The 16,417-nt window shown below is 74.2% G+C and carries 18 protein-coding genes and 1 pseudogene; 9 read left to right on the top strand and 10 right to left on the bottom strand.

Annotated features, from left to right (window positions below):
- Window positions 1–358: 358 nt before the first annotated feature.
- Genes GA0070214_RS12570 through GA0070214_RS12560 form a run of 4 tightly spaced genes read left to right on the top strand, consistent with a single transcriptional unit; the run spans window position 359 to window position 3,724 of the window.
- Window positions 359–2,071, top strand: a complete 1,713-nt coding sequence (locus GA0070214_RS12570; RefSeq protein WP_091262345.1) for a nitrite/sulfite reductase — start codon at window positions 359–361, stop codon at window positions 2,069–2,071.
- Window positions 2,068–2,226: an IS1 family transposase gene (locus GA0070214_RS31500; protein ID WP_139131928.1), complete on the top strand. Its 159-nt coding sequence runs from the start codon at window positions 2,068–2,070 to the stop codon at window positions 2,224–2,226. The genes GA0070214_RS12570 and GA0070214_RS31500 overlap by 4 nt, the downstream gene beginning before the upstream one ends.
- Window positions 2,223–2,987, top strand: a complete 765-nt coding sequence (locus tag GA0070214_RS12565) for a phosphoadenylyl-sulfate reductase (RefSeq protein ID WP_091262343.1) — start codon at window positions 2,223–2,225, stop codon at window positions 2,985–2,987. Before GA0070214_RS31500 ends, GA0070214_RS12565 begins: the two co-directional genes overlap by 4 nt.
- Window positions 2,969–3,724: a sirohydrochlorin chelatase gene (locus GA0070214_RS12560; protein ID WP_244167689.1), complete on the top strand. Its 756-nt coding sequence runs from the start codon at window positions 2,969–2,971 to the stop codon at window positions 3,722–3,724. The genes GA0070214_RS12565 and GA0070214_RS12560 overlap by 19 nt, the downstream gene beginning before the upstream one ends.
- 59 nt (window positions 3,725–3,783) lie before the next feature.
- Here the strand turns inward: GA0070214_RS12560 and GA0070214_RS12555 are convergent, their stop codons facing one another.
- Window positions 3,784–4,041, bottom strand: a complete 258-nt coding sequence (locus GA0070214_RS12555) for a WhiB family transcriptional regulator (protein WP_073834718.1) — start codon at window positions 4,039–4,041, stop codon at window positions 3,784–3,786.
- Window positions 4,042–4,487: 446 nt separating this feature from the next.
- Window positions 4,488–5,438 (bottom strand): diacylglycerol/lipid kinase family protein, encoded by a 951-nt coding sequence (locus tag GA0070214_RS12550; protein ID WP_091262340.1) that lies wholly within the window; start codon window positions 5,436–5,438, stop codon window positions 4,488–4,490.
- A 43-nt stretch (window positions 5,439–5,481) separates the two neighbouring features.
- On the opposite strand from GA0070214_RS12550, the gene GA0070214_RS12545 reads away from it, so the two are divergent.
- The gene (locus GA0070214_RS12545) at window positions 5,482–5,871 is read left to right on the top strand and encodes a hypothetical protein (RefSeq protein WP_091262338.1); all 390 of its coding nucleotides are present in this window, start codon (window positions 5,482–5,484) and stop codon (window positions 5,869–5,871) included.
- A 22-nt stretch (window positions 5,872–5,893) separates the two neighbouring features.
- Here the strand turns inward: GA0070214_RS12545 and GA0070214_RS12540 are convergent, their stop codons facing one another.
- The 3 genes from GA0070214_RS12540 to sodN form a co-directional block, all read right to left on the bottom strand.
- Entirely contained in the window at window positions 5,894–6,301 is a 408-nt protein-coding gene (locus tag GA0070214_RS12540) for an ATP-binding protein (RefSeq protein WP_091262336.1), read from the bottom strand.
- A 32-nt stretch (window positions 6,302–6,333) separates the two neighbouring features.
- Window positions 6,334–6,789, bottom strand: coding sequence for a GNAT family N-acetyltransferase (locus GA0070214_RS12535; protein WP_091263082.1), 456 nt, complete (start codon window positions 6,787–6,789; stop codon window positions 6,334–6,336).
- 65 nt (window positions 6,790–6,854) lie between these two features.
- Window positions 6,855–7,259, bottom strand: a complete 405-nt coding sequence (gene sodN / locus GA0070214_RS12530) for a superoxide dismutase, Ni (RefSeq protein WP_091262331.1) — start codon at window positions 7,257–7,259, stop codon at window positions 6,855–6,857.
- Between the two features lie 84 nt (window positions 7,260–7,343).
- Between sodN and GA0070214_RS12525 the strand changes: the two genes are divergently transcribed.
- The 3 genes from GA0070214_RS12525 to GA0070214_RS12515 all read left to right on the top strand — a co-directional run bounded on the left by GA0070214_RS12525 (window position 7,344) and on the right by GA0070214_RS12515 (window position 10,042).
- Entirely contained in the window at window positions 7,344–7,688 is a 345-nt protein-coding gene (locus tag GA0070214_RS12525; protein ID WP_279615655.1) for a S24 family peptidase, read from the top strand.
- A 140-nt stretch (window positions 7,689–7,828) separates the two neighbouring features.
- Window positions 7,829–9,004 carry an NAD(P)-dependent malic enzyme gene (locus GA0070214_RS12520; protein ID WP_091262329.1) on the top strand — a complete coding sequence of 392 codons (1,176 nt, stop codon included), beginning with the start codon at window positions 7,829–7,831 and terminating at the stop codon, window positions 9,002–9,004.
- Window positions 9,005–9,079: 75 nt separating this feature from the next.
- Complete coding sequence (locus GA0070214_RS12515) at window positions 9,080–10,042, top strand: zinc-binding dehydrogenase (RefSeq protein WP_167364262.1); 963 nt, start codon at window positions 9,080–9,082, stop codon at window positions 10,040–10,042.
- 26 nt (window positions 10,043–10,068) lie between these two features.
- Here GA0070214_RS12515 and GA0070214_RS12510 read toward each other — a convergent pair whose 3' ends face one another.
- The 3 genes and pseudogenes from GA0070214_RS12510 to GA0070214_RS12500 all read right to left on the bottom strand — a co-directional run.
- On the bottom strand, window positions 10,069–11,034 hold the full coding sequence (locus tag GA0070214_RS12510; RefSeq protein ID WP_091263077.1) for an alpha/beta hydrolase family protein: 966 nt from the start codon (window positions 11,032–11,034) through the stop codon (window positions 10,069–10,071).
- A gap of 66 nt (window positions 11,035–11,100) precedes the next feature.
- The gene (locus tag GA0070214_RS12505; protein ID WP_091262327.1) at window positions 11,101–11,628 is read right to left on the bottom strand and encodes a nucleotidyltransferase domain-containing protein; all 528 of its coding nucleotides are present in this window, start codon (window positions 11,626–11,628) and stop codon (window positions 11,101–11,103) included.
- Window positions 11,629–11,804: 176 nt separating this feature from the next.
- Window positions 11,805–12,782: pseudogene (locus GA0070214_RS12500) on the bottom strand (alpha/beta hydrolase family protein); the annotation flags it as partial.
- 136 nt (window positions 12,783–12,918) lie between these two features.
- On the opposite strand from GA0070214_RS12500, the gene GA0070214_RS31825 reads away from it, so the two are divergent.
- Entirely contained in the window at window positions 12,919–13,095 is a 177-nt protein-coding gene (locus GA0070214_RS31825; RefSeq protein ID WP_167364261.1) for a hypothetical protein, read from the top strand.
- A 108-nt stretch (window positions 13,096–13,203) separates the two neighbouring features.
- On the opposite strand, the gene GA0070214_RS12495 is transcribed toward GA0070214_RS31825, so the two are convergent.
- Window positions 13,204–14,316, bottom strand: coding sequence for an acetate/propionate family kinase (locus tag GA0070214_RS12495; protein WP_091262325.1), 1,113 nt, complete (start codon window positions 14,314–14,316; stop codon window positions 13,204–13,206).
- Window positions 14,313–16,379, bottom strand: coding sequence for a phosphate acetyltransferase (pta, locus tag GA0070214_RS12490; RefSeq protein ID WP_091262324.1), 2,067 nt, complete (start codon window positions 16,377–16,379; stop codon window positions 14,313–14,315). Before pta ends, GA0070214_RS12495 begins: the two co-directional genes overlap by 4 nt.
- Between the last annotated feature and the right edge of the window lie 38 nt (window positions 16,380–16,417).

The raw sequence follows: 16,417 nt of genomic DNA, 5'->3' as shown, positions 1-16,417 counted from the left end.
GCCCCCGACCGACCCCAAGGCCGGAGCGGGCCGGCGGACGCGGAGCCGGTCGAGCGCCGTCGATGACGCGCCGCTGCCCGTGATGTGGGATCACACACTCGGTCATTGGCCGGTCATCACCGGCTGTGGGAGCATGAGGCCTATGACCGCCGCTGTCATCCGCCGCTTCGTGGCTCGTCGCCACGTCGATTACGGCCGCGTCCGCAGCGCGATCTGTCCGGCCCACTGACGACGCCCGACCCATCCGTCTCGGGCGCGTTCCGCGCCGGCCGTCACCGACACCGCCGTCCTCGGCCCTCACCAGGGCCGGCCGCCGCGTCCGCGCTTCCAGGCACAGCAGACAACGGAGGACGCCGCGATGGCGGTCAGCAGCACCACCACGACCCGGCCCGACGCCCCGGCGCCGGCCGCCCGGGCTCCCCGCCGGCCCCGTGGTGAGGGCCAGTGGGCGCTCGGGCACCGCGAGCCGCTCAACCCCAACGAGCGGATCAAGAAGGACGACGACCCGCTGAACGTGCGGGCCCGGATCGAGAACATCTACGCGCACCGGGGCTTCGCCTCGATCGACCCGCAGGATCTGCGCGGCCGGTTCCGCTGGTGGGGCCTCTACACGCAGCGCCGGGCCGGCATCGACGGCGGGCGCACGGCGGTGCTGGAGCCGCACGAGCTGGAGGACGAGTTCTTCATGCTCCGGGTGCGGGTGGACGGCGGTGAGCTGAGCCTGGCCCAGCTCCGGGTCGTCGCCGACATCTCGCGGGAGTTCGCCCGGGACACCGCCGACATCACCGACCGGCAGAACATCCAGTACCACTGGATCCGGGTCGAGGACGTGCCGGAGATCTGGCGCCGGCTGGAGGCGGTCGGCCTGCAGACCACCGAGGCGTGCGGCGACTGCCCGCGGGTCGTGCTGGGCAGCCCGGTCGCCGGGGTGGCACGGGACGAGGTGCTCGACCCGACCCCGGCGGTCGACGAGATCGTCCGCCGGTACGTCGGCGACAAGGCGTACTCGAACCTGCCCCGTAAGTTCAAGACCTCGATCTCCTGGCTGGTCGACACCCCGTACGAGGCCAACGACATCGCCTTCCTCGGCGTCGAGCACCCCGACCACGGTCCCGGCTTCGACGTCTGGGTGGGCGGCGGGCTGTCCACCAACCCCATGCTGGCCAAGCGCCTCGGCGTCTGGGTGCCGCTGGCCGAGGTGCCGGACGTCTGGGCCGGGGTGGTCGGCATCTTCCGCGACTACGGCTACCGCCGCCTGCGCAACCGCGCGCGGCTGAAGTTCCTGGTCGCCGACTGGGGCGTGGCGAAGTTCCGCGAGGTGCTGGAGAAGGAATACCTGGGCCGGGCGCTGCTCGACGGCCCGGCCGCGACGCTGCCCGCGAAGCCGGTCGACCACATCGGCGTGCACCCGCAGCGCGACGGCAACAACTACGTGGGCGCCGCCCCGGTGGTGGGCCGGGTCTCCGGCACCCAGCTCGCCCGCCTCGCCGACGTGGCCGAGGCGCACGGCAGCGGCCGGGTGCGGCTCACCCCGTACCAGAAGCTGCTGGTGCTGGACGTGGCGCCGGAGCGCACCGAATCGCTGGTGGCGGAGCTGCGCGGGATCGGCCTGGAGGCCCGGCCGTCGGCCTGGCGGCGCGGCACCATGGCCTGCACCGGCATCGAGTTCTGCAAGCTGGCCATCGTCGAGACGAAGCGGCGCGGCGAGGAGCTGGTGGCCCGGCTGGAGGAGCGGCTGCGCGACTTCGACGCCGACATCTCCATCCACCTCAACGGCTGCCCGAACGCCTGCGCCCGCACCCAGGTGGCCGACATCGGCCTGAAGGGCCAGCTCGTGGTGGGCCCGGACGGCCGGCAGGTGGAGGGCTTCCAGGTGCACCTCGGCGGCGGCCTGGGCATGGCCGCGGGGCAGACCGCCGGCTTCGGCCGCAAGCTGCGCGGCCTGAAGACCACCGCCGACGAACTTCCGGAGTACGTGGAACGGCTGGCCCGCCGCTACCTGGCCGGCCGGAGCGAGGGCGAGAGCTTCGCCAACTGGGTGATCAGGGTCGACGAGGAGGAATTGCGATGAGCGATGCCCGATCTGCGCCTCTCTACTGCCCCTACTGCGGGGAGGAGGACCTGCGGCCGCACGAGGCCGGGCACGGCGCCTGGGAGTGCCACGCCTGCGCGCGGGTCTTCACCGTGAAGTTCACCGGCCTGCTGAGCCGGGCGGTGACCCGGTGAGCGCCCTGCGCTCCGCCACCGGCCTGGGCCTGGTCGGGATCGGCGGGCCGGCCCCGGCCGATCCGGCCCGGCGTGACCCGGAGGAGCTGCGCGCGCTGGCCGAGCGGGCCGGGCGGGAGTTGGAGGGCGCGCCCGCGCTGGAGATCGCCCGCTGGGCCGCCGAGACCTTCGGGGACCGGTTCTGCGTGACCAGTTCGATGGCCGACGGCGTGCTGGCCCACCTGGTCTCCCGGGTCGCCCCGGGGGTCGACGTGGTCTTCCTGGACACCGGCCTGCACTTCCCGGAGACGCTCAAGGTCCGCGACGAGGTGGCCCGGCGGCTCCCGGTGACCGTGCGTTCGATCCGGCCCCGGATGACGGTGGGGCAGCAGGACGGCCAGTACGGGCCCCGGCTGTTCAGCAGGTCCCCGGACGACTGCTGCCAGCTGCGCAAGGTGGAGCCGCTGGAGCGGGCGCTGGCCGGGTACGACGCCTGGGCCGCCGGGCTGCGCCGGGACGAGTCGCCGACCCGGGCCAACACGCCGGTGGTGGCCTTCGACGCGCGGCGCGGCAAGGTAAAGATCAACCCGATCGCGGCCTGGAGCCAGCGGGACGTGGACGCCTACATCGCCCGCTACGACATCCCCGTCAACGAGTTGTTCGCCCGGGGCTACGGCTCGATCGGCTGCTGGCCGTGCACCCGCCGCACCAGGGCGGGGGAGGACCCGCGGGCGGGCCGCTGGGCCATGTTCGAGAAGACCGAGTGCGGCCTGCACACCTGACCGCCGAGCCGCCGGTGGTGCTGGTCGCGCACGGCAGCCGGGACCCGCGGGCGGCCGAGGCGACGCGGGCGCTGGCCCGGGCCGTGGCGGCCGCCCGGCCCGGCGTCCCGGTGCTACCGAGCTGGCTGGACCACACCGACCCCGGTCCCGCCGCCGTGCTGCGGGACCTGGCCGCGGCCGGGCACACCCGGGCCGTGCTGGTGCCGCTGCTGCTGACCGCCGCGTACCACCGGAAGGTCGACGTCCCGGCGGCGGTCGCGGCGGCCCGCGCGGATGGCGCGCACCTCGAGGTACGGGTGACCGACGTGCTGGGGCCGGCGGACGGGGTGGTGGACGCCCGGCTGCTGGCGGGGCTGCGCCGGCGGCTGGCCGAGGCGGGACCGGGCGGCTTCGACGGCGTGGTGCTGGCGGCGGCGGGCACCCGGGATCCGCGGGCGCGGGGCTCGGTGGGGCGGGTCGCCGCCGCGCTCGGCGCCGAGCTGGGCGTGCCCTGCCAGGTGTCGTACGCCTCGGCGGCGCCCCCGGGGGCGGGTGTCGCGGTGTCCCGGCTCCGCGCGGCGGGCGCCCGCCGGGTGGCCGTGGCCGCCTACTTCCTGGCCCCGGGCCTGTTCCACGACGCGGTCCGCGCCTCGGCGGAGCGGGCCGGTGCCGTCGCGGTCGCCGACCCGCTGACCGACCTGCCCGAACTCGCCGACCTGGTGTTGCGGCGGGTCGACGCCGTGCCGGTCGGGGTGTGACCCGGGCAGCAGAACGCCCCGGCCAGGATCCCGGCCGGGGCGTGCGGCGTGTGTGCGAATCAGGCGGAGTGAGCGCGCAGCACCCGGAGCCCGCCGCGGCGCTTCACCGCGCGGCGCTCCTCCTCGCTCATCCCGCCCCAGACGCCGGCGTCCTGACCGGACTCCAGCGCCCACTGGAGGCACTGGTCGGTCACCGGGCAGCGCCGGCAGACGGCCTTGGCCTGCTCCACCTGCAGGAGGGCCGGGCCGGACGTCCCGATCGGGAAGAACAGCTCCGGGTCCTCGTCGCGGCAGACGGCATCGTGGCGCCAGTCCATGGCGGCAACACTCCTCATTCTCAATTGGGTGGCCAGATAACGCTTCGTTGCTATTCCTATATGCGTCCGCATTGCCGATCGGTGACGGTCAGCATCCATCAATTCGGCGCTGCGTGAGCAGGCTTGCGACCCGCGGACCTGCTGGAACAGCTCAACCTGCCGAGCATATCCAGGCAATGCCCCGGTAACACGACTTCGCTTGTGAATACTTTCACGAACTGTCGCGATGTCAAGGGTGGCGCTCGGAAAAACTCCGAACAGTGAGCGGGCTCACCACCCTTTTGTCCGGGTTTCAGAGCGCTCTGGTTACCCGGCGTGCCACAGTCGAGGATCAATATAGTACGGTCTGCGTGACGTTGCTGACATTTCCGGCACCTTCCGTCGGCGTGGCGACCTCCGCTCGTTTGGTTGCGGGGTCCGCGTCAACCGACGGCAGTACCCGAGACCTAGCAGATTACTCTCAGTGCGGCAGGGACGGATGCGAATCTGACTTTTTCCCGCTCGCCGAGGTAGTCGCCGTCCAGCTGGAAGGCCAGCGGGCGGGCCGAGAGCAGGGTGAACTCCGCGACGTCGTGCAGCCGGAGCACCCCACGACCGTGTGGATCGGGCTGCCGGGCGAAGAACTGGGTCACCGTCCGTGCCGTGCTGGCCACCTTGAGCCGACGCATGGCGAGCACGTCCAGCCCGAGGTCGAACGACGCCTCCGGGTTCGGGTTGATCTCCCGGTCGCCCAGGTACGTCCACGGCGCGGTGTTCTGGATGATGACCGTGCCCAGGTCGGTCTCGGCGGCCTCGCCCGGCCGCTCCAGGCTGATGGACGGGTGCCGCCGGTCCGAGGCGAGGAAGTACTGGCTCACCGTCGAGCGGAAGTAGAGCGCCGGCGTCGACACCCGGCCCCGCTTCCGGGCCCGCTCGACCCGCTGGATGACGGCCGCGTCGATGCCGAAGCCCGCGCAGAAGGTGAAGTAGCGGTCGTCGGCGCGGCCCAGCCCGATGGTGCGGGAACGGCCAAGCCGCAGCCCCTCCAGGATCATGCTGGTCCCGTCCGGCCACTCCCGCGGCAGGCCCAGGGCCCGGGCGAAGACGTTCGTCGAGCCGCCCGGGACGGTGGCCAGCGCCGGCAGCCGCTCCGCCGGGGTCTGCCCGGTGCGGAAGGTCGGCGGCTCGGCGGCCATCAGGCCGTTCACCACCTCGTTGACCGTGCCGTCGCCACCGAGCGTCACCACCAGGTCGACGCCCTCCTGGGCGGCCTCCCGCGCCAGGTCCATGGCGTGACCGCGCCGGCGCGTGTACCGCACCGAGAGGTCGACTTCGCTGCGCAGTGCCCGGACCAGCACGTCCCGGCTGCGCTCGCTGGTGGTGGTGGCCTTCGGATTGACCACCAGGACGGCGCGCATGGGCGGCACTGTACCGCGCCTACCCACGGGTATCGTGTCGCGCGTGACGATCGACTCCGGGCCGGTCCCCGGCACGCTCCGCTGGGCGGTGCTCCTGCTGCGCGCCGAGGCGGTGGCGCTCGGCCTGGTCGCGGCCTGGCTGATCTGGTCCGACCTGACGGCACGCACGACCCACCTGACCTCGGCGCTGCTGGTGACCGCGTTCGCGATCGGCGGGGCGGCGGTGCTCTGGGCGCTCGGCGCCGCGCTGGGCCGTCGCCGGTCCGGGGCCCGGGCGCCGGCCATCGTGCTCCAGCTCATGCTGCTGCCGATCGGCTGGTACATGATCCAGGGCGGGCTCGGCTGGTTGGGTGTGCCGCTCATGGTGCTCGGCCTCGGCGTCGCCGGCCTGCTGGTGAGCACGCCGACCAACCGGGCGCTCGGCTTCGACTGACGCCCGCGCCGGGCCGGAACGGTCAGTAGCCGGAGGCGCGGCGGGTGAGCAGGGCGATGGTGGCCCGGCCGTCGGCGGCCCGGGCGCTCGCCGAGGTGGTCAGCGCGGTGAGCACCTTCCAGGCGAAGGACGACTCCGAGGGGAGCGTGGCGCCCCGCACGGTCGGCACGGTCACCTCGACGGTGAGCGCGTCCTCGGTGACCGCGAAGCGGCACTCCAGCTCGGCGTCGCGGGTGGCGATGGCGAGCAGCATGGCGCACGCCTCGTCGACGGCGATGCGCAGGTCCTCGATCTCGTCGAGGGCGAATTGGAGCCGGGCCGCGAGACCGGCGGTGGCGGTGCGCAGCACGCCCAGGTAGCCGCCGTCGGCGGGCACCGTGAGGTGCACGATGTCGTCGTCCGTCATCGGCTGGCCGGTCAGTTGAGTCACGCCTCATCCCCCCGGTGCGGGACTCTACCCGCTCAGGCGTCCGGCCGCGTGGGGGCTGCCGTCGCCTGCGCCGCGAGGTCGTGCAGCGCCGTCCCGGCCAGCCGGTACGGCACCCACTCGTCCATGGGCGCGGCGCCGATGGCGGCGTAGAAGCGGGCGGCCGGGTTCCAGTTGAGCATCCACCACTCGAGCCGCCGGTAGCCGCGCTCGACGCAGATCGCGGCGAGGGTGGCGAGCAGCAGCCGGCCCGCGCCGGTGCCCCGGGCGGCCGGCCGGACGTACAGGTCCTCCAGGTAGACGCCGTGCACGCCCTCCCACGTGGAGAAATTCAGGAACCAGAGGGCGAAGCCGATCGGCTGGCCGGCGGGATCGACCGCGACGTGCCCGAACAGGGCCGGCGCCGGACCAAAGAGCGCGGCGGTCAGCTGCTCCTCGGTGAGGTGGCACTGCTCGGGGGCGCGTTCGTAGTCGGCGAGTTCGTGCACCATCGCGACGACGGCCGGCACGTCCTCGGGACGCGCCGGCCGGATCGTCGGTGCCTGGGCGGGCAGGCTCACGCCTGCTTGGTCTCCCAGAAGATCTTGGCGATCTCATCGATCTTCTGCAGCAGCTGGTCGGCGACGGCCGGGTCCATGCTGCCCTTGGCGCCCGCCGAGCCGGCGAGCTTGGTGGTCTCGTTGAAGAGCTGGTGCAGGTGCGGGTACTTCTCGAAGTGCTGCGGCTTGAAGTAGTCGGTCCAGAGCACCCACAGGTGGTGCTTGACCAGCTCGGCCCGCTGCTCCTTGATCAGGATGGCCCGGGTGCGGTACTCCGGGTCGGTGTTGGCCTGGTACTTCTCGCAGATCATTTTGACCGACTCGGCCTCGATCCGGGCCTGCGCCGGGTCGTAGACGCCGCACGGCAGGTCGCAGTGGGCGCTGGCGGTCACACGGGGCGTAAGGATGCGGGGAAGGCGCATCAGGGTCCTCCATGGGATGTTTGCGATGATCCAAGACGACACTACTCCTGGAGATGCTCCCCGGCGGGCGGGAGGTGAAACCCCGTGGGTGCGGTGGATCACCGACTGCGCGGGCCGCTGGTGCCGATCCTGGTCACCGGCCCGTCCATGGCGCCGACCCTGCGGCACGGCGACGCCGTGCTGGTGCGTACCGGGGGTCGACCGGTGCGCCCCGGCGACGTGGTGGTGGCGGTCTTCCGCAGCCGCCCCGACCTGCTGGTCGTCAAGCGGGCGATCCGCCGGCAGGACGGGGGCTGGTGGCTGCGCGGCGACAACGGCCTGGTCACCGACGACTCCCGGGCGTACGGGGTGGCGGACGTGTGCGGGCGGGTGGTCCTCCGGTACTGGCCGCGTCCCGGCCGGGTCACCGGCGGGCCCCGTCGGATATGACCCCGATCACACCCTGGTGCGGCATGCGTGACTATGCTCGGAAAGTGCCCGGGTGACCCCCCGCACCGCCGCCCCGCTGGCCGCTGACCGCGCGTGCCGAGCCGGCCGGTCCGTCTGCTCGACAGATCCTGGAGTCACCGATGCCTACGTCCACCCCGGACCCCGCTGATCCCGTTTTCCGGCTGCACCTCGGCGGCAAGATGGCCGTCGCCTCGACCGTGCCGCTCACCAGCCGGGAGGACCTCTCCCTCGCGTACACCCCGGGTGTGGCCCGGGTCTGCGAGGCGATCGCCGCCGACCCCGACCTCGCCGACGACTACACGTGGGTGTCGCACACCGTCGCCGTGGTCACCGACGGCTCCGCCGTGCTCGGCCTGGGCAACATCGGCCCCCGCGCGGCGCTGCCCGTCATGGAGGGCAAGGCGGTGCTGTTCAAGCAGTTCGCGGGCGTGGACGCCGTACCGATCTGTCTGGACACCCAGGACGTGGACGAGATCGTGGCGACGGTGCGGGCCCTCGCCCCCTCGTTCGGCGGGATCAACCTGGAGGACATCAGCGCCCCGCGGTGCTTCGAGGTGGAGCGCCGGCTCGACGAGGCACTGCCCATCCCGGTCTTCCACGACGACCAGCACGGCACCGCCATCGTGGTGCTGGCCGCCCTGCGCAACGCGGCCACCCTGCTCAACCGCAAGCTGGGCGACCTGCGGGTGGCGGTCAGCGGCGCCGGCGCGGCCGGCGTGGCGGTGACGAAGATGCTGGTCGCCGGGGGCGTCAACCCCGACCAGGTGGTGGTGTGCGACTCCCGGGGCATCATCGGCCGGCACCGTGAGCTGACCGGGACCAAGGCCGAGCTGGCCGAGACCACCAACGCCGACGGGCGGCAGGGCGACATCACCGAGGCGCTGCGCGGTGCGGACGTCCTGGTCGGCGTCTCCGGCGGGCAGATCCCGGAGGCGGCGGTGGCCGGCATGGCCCCCGGAGGCATCGTCTTCGCGCTGGCCAACCCGACCCCGGAGGTGCACCCCGAGGTGGCTGCCCGGCACGTGGCCGTTGTCGCCACCGGGCGCAGCGACTACCCGAACCAGATCAACAACGTGCTCGCCTTCCCCGGCGTGTTCCGTGGCGCGCTGGACGCCCGGGCCACCCGGATCACCGACGGGATGAAGGTGGCCGCGGCCGACGCCATCGCGAACGTGGTGGCCGAGTCGCTGACGCCGGAGGCGATCGTGCCCTCTCCGCTCGACCCGCGGGTCGCCCCCGCCGTCGCCGAGGCGGTCGCCGAGGCGGCCCGCCGCGACGGGGTCGCCCGCCGCTGAACGTCCTGGAAGGGGGCCCTCCGCACGGCTTTTGTGGGGAAGGTCCCCTTCTTAACGCGCGCTCAGCTTGTTACGGTGCCGATCATGCGTGCCGCCTTCGCCTCGGCCTTCGACGCCGACAACCCGCTCGCCGCGCTCACCGTCGGCGACCGCCCCGAGCCGACCCACCCGCAGGACGACTGGGTCACCGTGCAGGTCCGGGCCAGCTCGCTCAACCACCACGACCTCTGGTCGCTGCGCGGGGTGGGCCTCACCGCCGACCAGCTCCCCATGATCCTCGGCTGCGACGCGGTCGGCGTCGACCCGGACGGCAACGAGGTGGTCGTCTACCCGGTGGTGCCCACCCGGGGCGACCCCCGCGGGGTCTCCATCCTCTCCGAGCACTTCCCCGGCACGTTCGCCGAGCGGGTGGCCGTACCCCGGATGAACCTGCTCCCGCTGCCCGACGGCCTCTCGGCGACCGACGCGGCCTGCCTGCCCACGGCCTGGCTCACCGCGTGGCGGATGCTCACCACCCGGGGCCGGGTCGGCGACGGCGAGTCGGTGCTGGTCCAGGGGGCCGGGGGCGGCGTGGCCACGGCGGCCGTCGCGCTCGGCGTGGCCCTGGGCAAGCGGGTGTACGCGACCAGCCGCGACGCCGCCAAGCGCGAGCGGATCACGGAGCTGGGCGCGACCGCCCTGGAGCCCGGTGCCCGGCTGCCCGAGCGGGTCGACGTGGTCATCGAGACGGTCGGCGCGGCCACCTTCGACCACTCGCTGAAGTCGGCCGCCCCGATGGCCCGGATCGTGGTCTCCGGCGCCACCGCCGGCCACGAACCCAAGGTCAACCTGCGCCGGGTCTTCGCCATGCAGCTGGAGATCCTCGGCACCTCGATGGGCACCCCCGACGAGCTGACCCAGCTCCTGGCGTTCTGCGCCGAGCACGAGGTGCGCCCGGTGGTGGACACCGTGGTGCCGTTCAGCCGGATCGAGGACGCCTTCGCCCGCCTGAACTCCGGTGACGTCTTCGGCAAGGTCGTCGTCGACCACACCGCCTGACCGGCGCCGCCGCCCTGGGCGACCGGTCAGAGATGGTCGTCCAGGGTGGCCAGGCCGCCGCGGGTCGCGTCGGCCGGGAGCCGCTTCTTCGCCGCCGCGTCGCCGTAGAGCGTCCAGCGGAGGAACTCGACGGTGGTGTCGGCGACCACCCGCAGCGCCTTGCCGTCGCTGAGCAGGGCCCGCCCGTGGTCGCCCTTCGGCAGGCTGAGCATCGCCTTCGGCCAGGGCACCGCGTCGTAGACCGCCTTGCCCGCGGCGTAGCCCACCACCTCGTCGGCCTCGCCGTGCACGAAGAGCTGCGGGGCCGCCGCGCCGGCGAACGCGGTGCCGACGCCGAGCGCCGTGCCGGCGAACACGATGCCGGCGTCCAGGCGCTCGTCCCGGCCCGCCGTGAACAGCCCGATCGTGGTCACCCCGCCGGCACTGTGCCCGGTCGCGGCCACCCGCTCCGGGTCCAGCCGGCCGCGCAGCGGGTCACCCGCCCGGCCGTCGAGCGCGAGCACCTGGGTCAGCACGTACGACACGTCGGCCGGCTGGTTGAGCACGTCGAGCGGGTTGCCGTCACCCCCGGCGCCGGTGTGCGGGAACTTCGGCGCGGCCACCACGAACCCGGCCGCCGCCCAGCGGGTCAGCAGCACCTGGTAGTCCTCCGGCCGGCCGCCAAGCCCGTGGCTGAACAGCACCACGGGGAACCGCCCGGCCGCCGCCGGCGCGGACCGCTCCGCGGTGCCACCGGCCTCGCCCCGCGCCGGGTACCAGAGGGTCACCGGCAGCGGGCGGTCGCCGTCGCGGTTCAGCTTCAACTGGCGTACGCCGACCGCGAAGCTCTCGGTGGGCGCGTGCCCGGCGGGCACCCGCGGCGCGGGGGTGGTGGCCACCGGCGGCGCGTCGGGGGCGGGACGCCCGGCCGGGGCGGTCCCGCCCGAACAGCCGGCCAGACCCGTGCTGAGCAGGGCGGCGGCGGTGACCAGGGCGGCAGGGCGACGGCGCATGAACACGATTGTGCCTCGCGCTCCCCGCCGGCCGGCCGGCATCGCACCCAGCGTGACGCGTTCGCCTCACCCGGTCGGCGGCCGGCTCCCGCGCAGGCGGGCCAGGTCAGCGGCGTCCTTGGCCCGGCGTGGCCGCTCGGGCATCCAGACGGGGTACATCTCCTTGAACTCGATCTGGGCGGCGACGCTGATCACCGGGGCGGTGTGCGGGCCGATCCGGCCCGGTGGCGCGTCCAGCATCCCCTCCGGCAGCGGGGTGCCGGCCCACGGCCCGGACCCGACCACCACCCGGCCCGCCGGATCCCGGTCCAGGTACGCGAAGCTCAGCTCGACGTCGCCGCGCACCAGCTCGAGCTGCAGCTCGACCGGCATCCGCGGGTCGGGGCGCCAGCCCTGCCCGCCCAGCCGGGCCGCCAGCGGGCCGGCCTCGCGCCGCCAGCAGTACCAGTCGACGTCCACGTGCGGCCGGCTCACCGCGCCGAGGTGGAAGTCCATGGCCCACCCGCCACGCAGCCACACCGCGATCCCGGCCGCGCCGGTCAGCTCGACCACCTCGCGGATCGCGTCGAGTTGCCGCCCGGCCAGCCCGTCCATCCGGGCGAGGCTACCGCCCGGCCGCGGGGGTGTGCGGCCGCCTTCCCATCCTTGATCGACTCCGGCTCGCCGACGTGGCAGGGTTCCCGCCCTTGATCGACTCCGGCTCGCCGATCTGGCGGGGTTTCAGCTCGGCGGATACCGCCGGATCGGCGAGGTGGAGAGGATGACGCGCGGGCGGGGAGGGCGCGGGTGGTGAGGGTGGTGAGGCCGGGGAGGAGGGCGTCGGCGGGCAGCCGGTCCCGGGCGCGGCGGTCGGCGTAGAGGGTCCACCGGAGGAAGTCGGTGGTGGTGGCGAGGACCTGCGCGAACCCGGGGCGGCCCGGGGTCAGGTACTCGCCGTGGCCCTGGCCGGGAAGGCCCAGGAAGACCGCCGGCCCGAGACTGCGGGCGTACGCAGCCCGGCCGACCGACTCGGGCACGATCGGGTCCGCGCCGCCGTGCACGAAGAGCAGGGGCGCCACCGGGCCGGCGAAGCTGCCGGCCAGCCCGCCGCCCGCGATGACGATTCCGGCGCGCAGCCGGGGCGAGTGGCCCGAGGTGAACATGCCCGCCGTGGTGAAGCCGCCCGCCGAGTGCCCGGCGGCGGCGAACCGGTCCACCGCGAGGTGCCCGGCGAGCGGGTCACCGGGCCGGGCGTCGAGGCGGACCAGGTGGCGGATCAGCCGCCAGCCGTCGGCGGGCTGGTTCCGCACGTCGGCCCGGGTGAAGTCACGCGCCCGCAGGTTGGTCCGCGGGTAGGCCGGCGCGGCAACCACGAACCCGGCCGCCGCCCAGCGGGTGGTCAGCGCGGCGTGCAGCTCGGGGAGGCTGTGCAGCCCGTGGCTGTAGACGACCACCGGGAACCGCCCGGCGGCGACCGGCGCGTCGCGCCGCGGCACCGGCCCGGCGCCGCCGCTCGGGCCGGCCACCGCGCCTCCGGTCGGGCCGGCGGTGGCGGGGATGGGGGCAGCGGGGTCGGCCGGGTACCAGACGGTGACCGGTAGCGGGCGAGGGCCGCCGGGGTCGAGGACGAGCTGGCGCACGCCCACGGCGTACGGCCGCAGCGGCGCCGGGCCGAGGGACAGGCCCCGGTCGTCGGTGGCGGCGACCGCCGGGCCGCAACCGGCCACCAGCGCCACCAGCAGCGCGGCGACCAGCCGCTGCACCCTCACCCCCTCACGGTAGGCGGCCGGGCGGCCGGTCCGGCCCCGCCGACCGGGCCGACGCGCCTCCACCGCCCGGACCGCGGTGGGCGCCACCGGCCCGGCGGGATCATCGGCGTCGGCCGGCTTCGCTAGGGTCACGCGCATGGCTGAGAACTACACCGACCCGAGTGGCAACACCGCGCAGTTCCGCGCCTTCGTGGACTCGCCCGACAGCGCGGCGACGGCCGCGGAGACACCCTCCCGCCTGCCGTTGTTCGTCGGCATCGGCGTGGCCGCCGTCGTGGTGGTCGCCCTCATCGCCTGGCTGGCCCTGGGCTGACCGACCTGCCGCCGTTGATCATGAAGTTAGCGGCGCGTATTGCCCTGATTCGTTGCCGTCAACTTCATGATCACCGGGAGGGGTCCGGGGCGGTGCCGGGCGGGCCGGTCAGCGGTTCAGCACGTCCCGGGTCTGCTGGGCGATCTCGCGCTCCTCGTCGGTGGCGATCACGCACACCGTGACCTCGGTGCCGTCGGGGGAGATGACCCGGTCGCCGCTGCCGGCGTTGCGCGCCGGGTCCACGGCGATGCCGAGCCGGTCCAGGCCGGCCAGCGCCGCCGCCCGCACCGGGGCGGCGTGCTCGCCGACCCCGGCCGTGAAGGTGATCGCGTCGACCCGCCCGAGCAGGGCGTAGTACGCGCCCACGTACCCGGTGATCCGGCGGCGGTAGACGTCGAACGCGAGCGCGGCGGCCGGATCGCCGGCGTCCCGGCGGGCCAGCACCTCGCGCATGTCGTTGGCCCCGGTCAGCCCGAGCAGGCCGCTGCGGTGGTTGAGCAGGTCGTCGATGTCGTCCACGCCCATGCCGGCCTCGCGGCGCAGGTGGAAGATGATCGTCGGGTCGAGGTCGCCGCTGCGGGTGCCCATGACGAGGCCCTCCAGCGGCGACATGCCCATCGAGGTGGCGACGCTCCGGCCACCCTCGACCGCGCAGGCGCTCGCGCCGTTGCCCAGGTGCAGGGTGATGGTGTTCAACTCGCCGTACGGGCGGCCGAGCAGTTCCGCCGTGCGCCGCGAGACGTACGCGTGCGAGGTGCCGTGGAAGCCGTACCGCCGCACGCCGTACCGCTCGGCGAGCTCCCGGTCGATGGCGTAGGTGGCGGCGGCCTCGGACAGGGTGTGGTGGAACGCGGTGTCGAAGACGGCGACCTGCGGGGTGTCCGGCAGCGCCTCCCGGGCCACCCGGATGCCGGCCAGGTTGGCCGGGTTGTGCAGCGGGGCCAGGGGGACGAGGTCCTCGATGGCGGCCACGACCGCGTCGTCGATCCGCACCGGTTCGCTGAACTTCCGCCCGCCGTGCACCACCCGGTGCCCCACCGCGGCCAGCCCCGTCAGGTCGAGCCCCTCGATGATCTGCCGCACCGCCGTCTCGTGGTCGGCCGGCCCGCCGCCCGGCTCGCCGACCCGCTCGACGGTGCCCTTGTCCCGGACCTCCTCGCCGTCATAGAGGCGGTACTTGACCGACGAGGACCCGCAGTTGAGGACCAGGATCCGGCTCATTCCGCCTCCCCGGTGGCGGCCTGGATGGCGGTGATCGCCACCGTGTTGACGATGTCCGGCACGGTGGCGCCCCGGGACAGGTCGTTGACGGGCCGGCGCAGGCCCTGCATGACCGGGCCGACCGCCACGGCGCCCGCCGAGCGTTGCACCGCCTTGTAGGTGTTGTTGCCGGTGTTCAGGTCCGGGAAGATGAACACCGTGGCCCGCCCCGCCACCGGGCTGTCCGGCAGCTTGGTGGCCGCGACCTGCGGGTCGATGGCCGCGTCGTACTGGATCGGACCCTCCACCAGCAGTTCCGGCCGGCGCTCCCGGACGAGCTTGGTGGCCGCCGCGACCTTCTCCACGTCGGCGCCGAAGCCGGAGTCACCGGTCGAGTAGGACAGCATGGCCACCCGGGGCTCGATGCCGAACCGGGCGGCCGTGTCGGCCGAGGAGATGGCGATGTCGGCGAGCTGGGCGGCGTCCGGGTCGGGGTTGACGGCGCAGTCGCCGTAGACGAGCACCCGGTCGGCGAGCAGCATGAAGAACACGCTGGAGGCGACGGAGACGCCCGGCACGGTACGGATGATCTCGAAGGCGGGCCGGATGGTGGCGGCCGTGGTGTGGGTGGCCCCGGAGACCATCCCGTCGGCGCGGCCGGTCTGCACCATCATGGTGCCGAAGTAGTTGGGCTGGGCCACGATGTCGTGCGCCAGTTCGACGGTGACGCCCCGGTGCGCGCGCAGCTTCGCGTACTCGGCGGCGAACCCGTCCCGCCACTCGCTGGTGACCGGGTCGACGACCTGCGCGTCGCCGATGTCGATGCCCAGCTCACGGGTGCGCCGTGCCACCTCGTCCGGGCGTCCGAGCAGGGTCAGGTCGGCGACGCCCCGGCGCAGCAGCACCTCGGCGGCGCGCAGGATGCGCTCCTCGGTGCCCTCGGGCAGCACCAGCCGCCGGCGCCGCGCCCGGGCCCGGTCGATGAGGTCGTTCTCGAACATCAGCGGGGTGACCCGCTCGGTCCGGCTGACCCGCAGCCGGCGGGCCAGGTCGTCGGTGTCCACGCAGCGCTCGAAGGCGCCCAGCGCGGCCTCCACCTTGCGCGGGTTCGCGACGCTGGGCCGGCCCTCGATCCGGCTGGACGCCGCCACGGTGTCGTAGCTGTCGCTGCTCACGGAGAGCACGGCCAGCCCGGTGTTCAGCGCCTCGAACAGCCGCATGGCCCGCGGGTCGGGCTGTTCGCCGAGGGTGAGCACGAGGCCGGCCAGGGAGACCTGCCCGGCGACGTGCGCGGCGCCGGCCGCCACGAGCAGGTCGTCCCGGTCGCCCGGGGTGATCACCAGGGCCCCGTCGGTGAAGTGGTCCAGGAGGGTGGGTACGTGCGCCGCGCCGACCACGTAGTCGAGCACGTCCCGGTCCAGCGCCGCCTGGTCGCCGGCGAGCAGGGTGGCGCCGAGCGCCGCCGCCACCTCGGCCACCGTCGGCGCCGACACGGTCGGCACCTCCGGGATGGCATACGCGGGGACGGGCAGCTCGGGCAGCGTCATGGGCCCGGGCATGCGGTTGGCGACCACCGCCACCACCGTCGCGCCCAGGTCCTCCAGATCGTGGTACGCCCCGCGCAGCGCCGCCGCGATCGCCTCGGGCGGCTGCCCGAACCCGTCGACCACGGGCACCACCACGCTGCTGAACTCGGTGGCCAGCCGGGCGTTGAACGCGAGCTCGCGGGGACCGGCGCCGTCCCCGTCGGCGAAGTCGCTGCCCACCACGACCACCGCGGGGCAGTGCCGCTCGACGGCCCGGTAGCGGGCCACGATGCGGGCGATCAGTTCCTCCCGGCGGCCGTCGGCGACCAGGGCGGAGGCCTCGGCGTAGGTCGCGCCGTGCAGCTCGTCGACCGGCAGCCGCACCCGGTAGCGCTCGGTGAGCAGGGCGAGGATCGGGTCCGGGTGCTGATCGGCGACCAGCGGCCGGAAGGCCCCGATCCGCTCGACCTGCCGGGACAGCAGCTCGGCCAGCCCGAGCGCGACCGTCGACTTGCCCCCGCCCGATCCCACGCTGGTCAGGTACACGCTGCGCGCCACGACCTCACGCTACAAGATCGCGGGGTGCCTCGCCCGGG

Origin of the sequence: Micromonospora chaiyaphumensis, from assembly GCF_900091435.1 — a bacterium.
GTDB lineage: Bacteria > Actinomycetota > Actinomycetes > Mycobacteriales > Micromonosporaceae > Micromonospora > Micromonospora chaiyaphumensis.
Note: the sequence above shows the minus strand (reverse complement) of the source record. Positions and strands in the feature narration are given on the sequence as shown.

Bases quoted from the DNA above. Each gene is read 5' to 3' on its own strand.
- sodN (WP_091262331.1), bottom strand. From the start codon at position 7,259: ATGCGCCTTCCCCGCATCCTTACGCCCCGTGTGACCGCCAGCGCCCAC.
- GA0070214_RS12555 (WP_073834718.1), bottom strand. From the start codon at position 4,041: ATGGACTGGCGCCACGATGCCGTCTGCCGCGACGAGGACCCGGAGCTG.
- GA0070214_RS12535 (WP_091263082.1), bottom strand. From the start codon at position 6,789: ATGGTGCACGAACTCGCCGACTACGAACGCGCCCCCGAGCAGTGCCAC.
- GA0070214_RS12495 (WP_091262325.1), bottom strand. From the start codon at position 14,316: ATGAGCCGGATCCTGGTCCTCAACTGCGGGTCCTCGTCGGTCAAGTAC.
- GA0070214_RS31825 (WP_167364261.1), top strand. From the start codon at position 12,919: ATGGCTGAGAACTACACCGACCCGAGTGGCAACACCGCGCAGTTCCGC.
- GA0070214_RS12510 (WP_091263077.1), bottom strand. From the start codon at position 11,034: ATGCGCCGTCGCCCTGCCGCCCTGGTCACCGCCGCCGCCCTGCTCAGC.
- GA0070214_RS12570 (WP_091262345.1), top strand. From the start codon at position 359: ATGGCGGTCAGCAGCACCACCACGACCCGGCCCGACGCCCCGGCGCCG.
- GA0070214_RS31500 (WP_139131928.1), top strand. From the start codon at position 2,068: ATGAGCGATGCCCGATCTGCGCCTCTCTACTGCCCCTACTGCGGGGAG.
- GA0070214_RS12505 (WP_091262327.1), bottom strand. From the start codon at position 11,628: ATGGACGGGCTGGCCGGGCGGCAACTCGACGCGATCCGCGAGGTGGTC.
- GA0070214_RS12520 (WP_091262329.1), top strand. From the start codon at position 7,829: ATGCCTACGTCCACCCCGGACCCCGCTGATCCCGTTTTCCGGCTGCAC.
- GA0070214_RS12550 (WP_091262340.1), bottom strand. From the start codon at position 5,438: ATGCGCGCCGTCCTGGTGGTCAATCCGAAGGCCACCACCACCAGCGAG.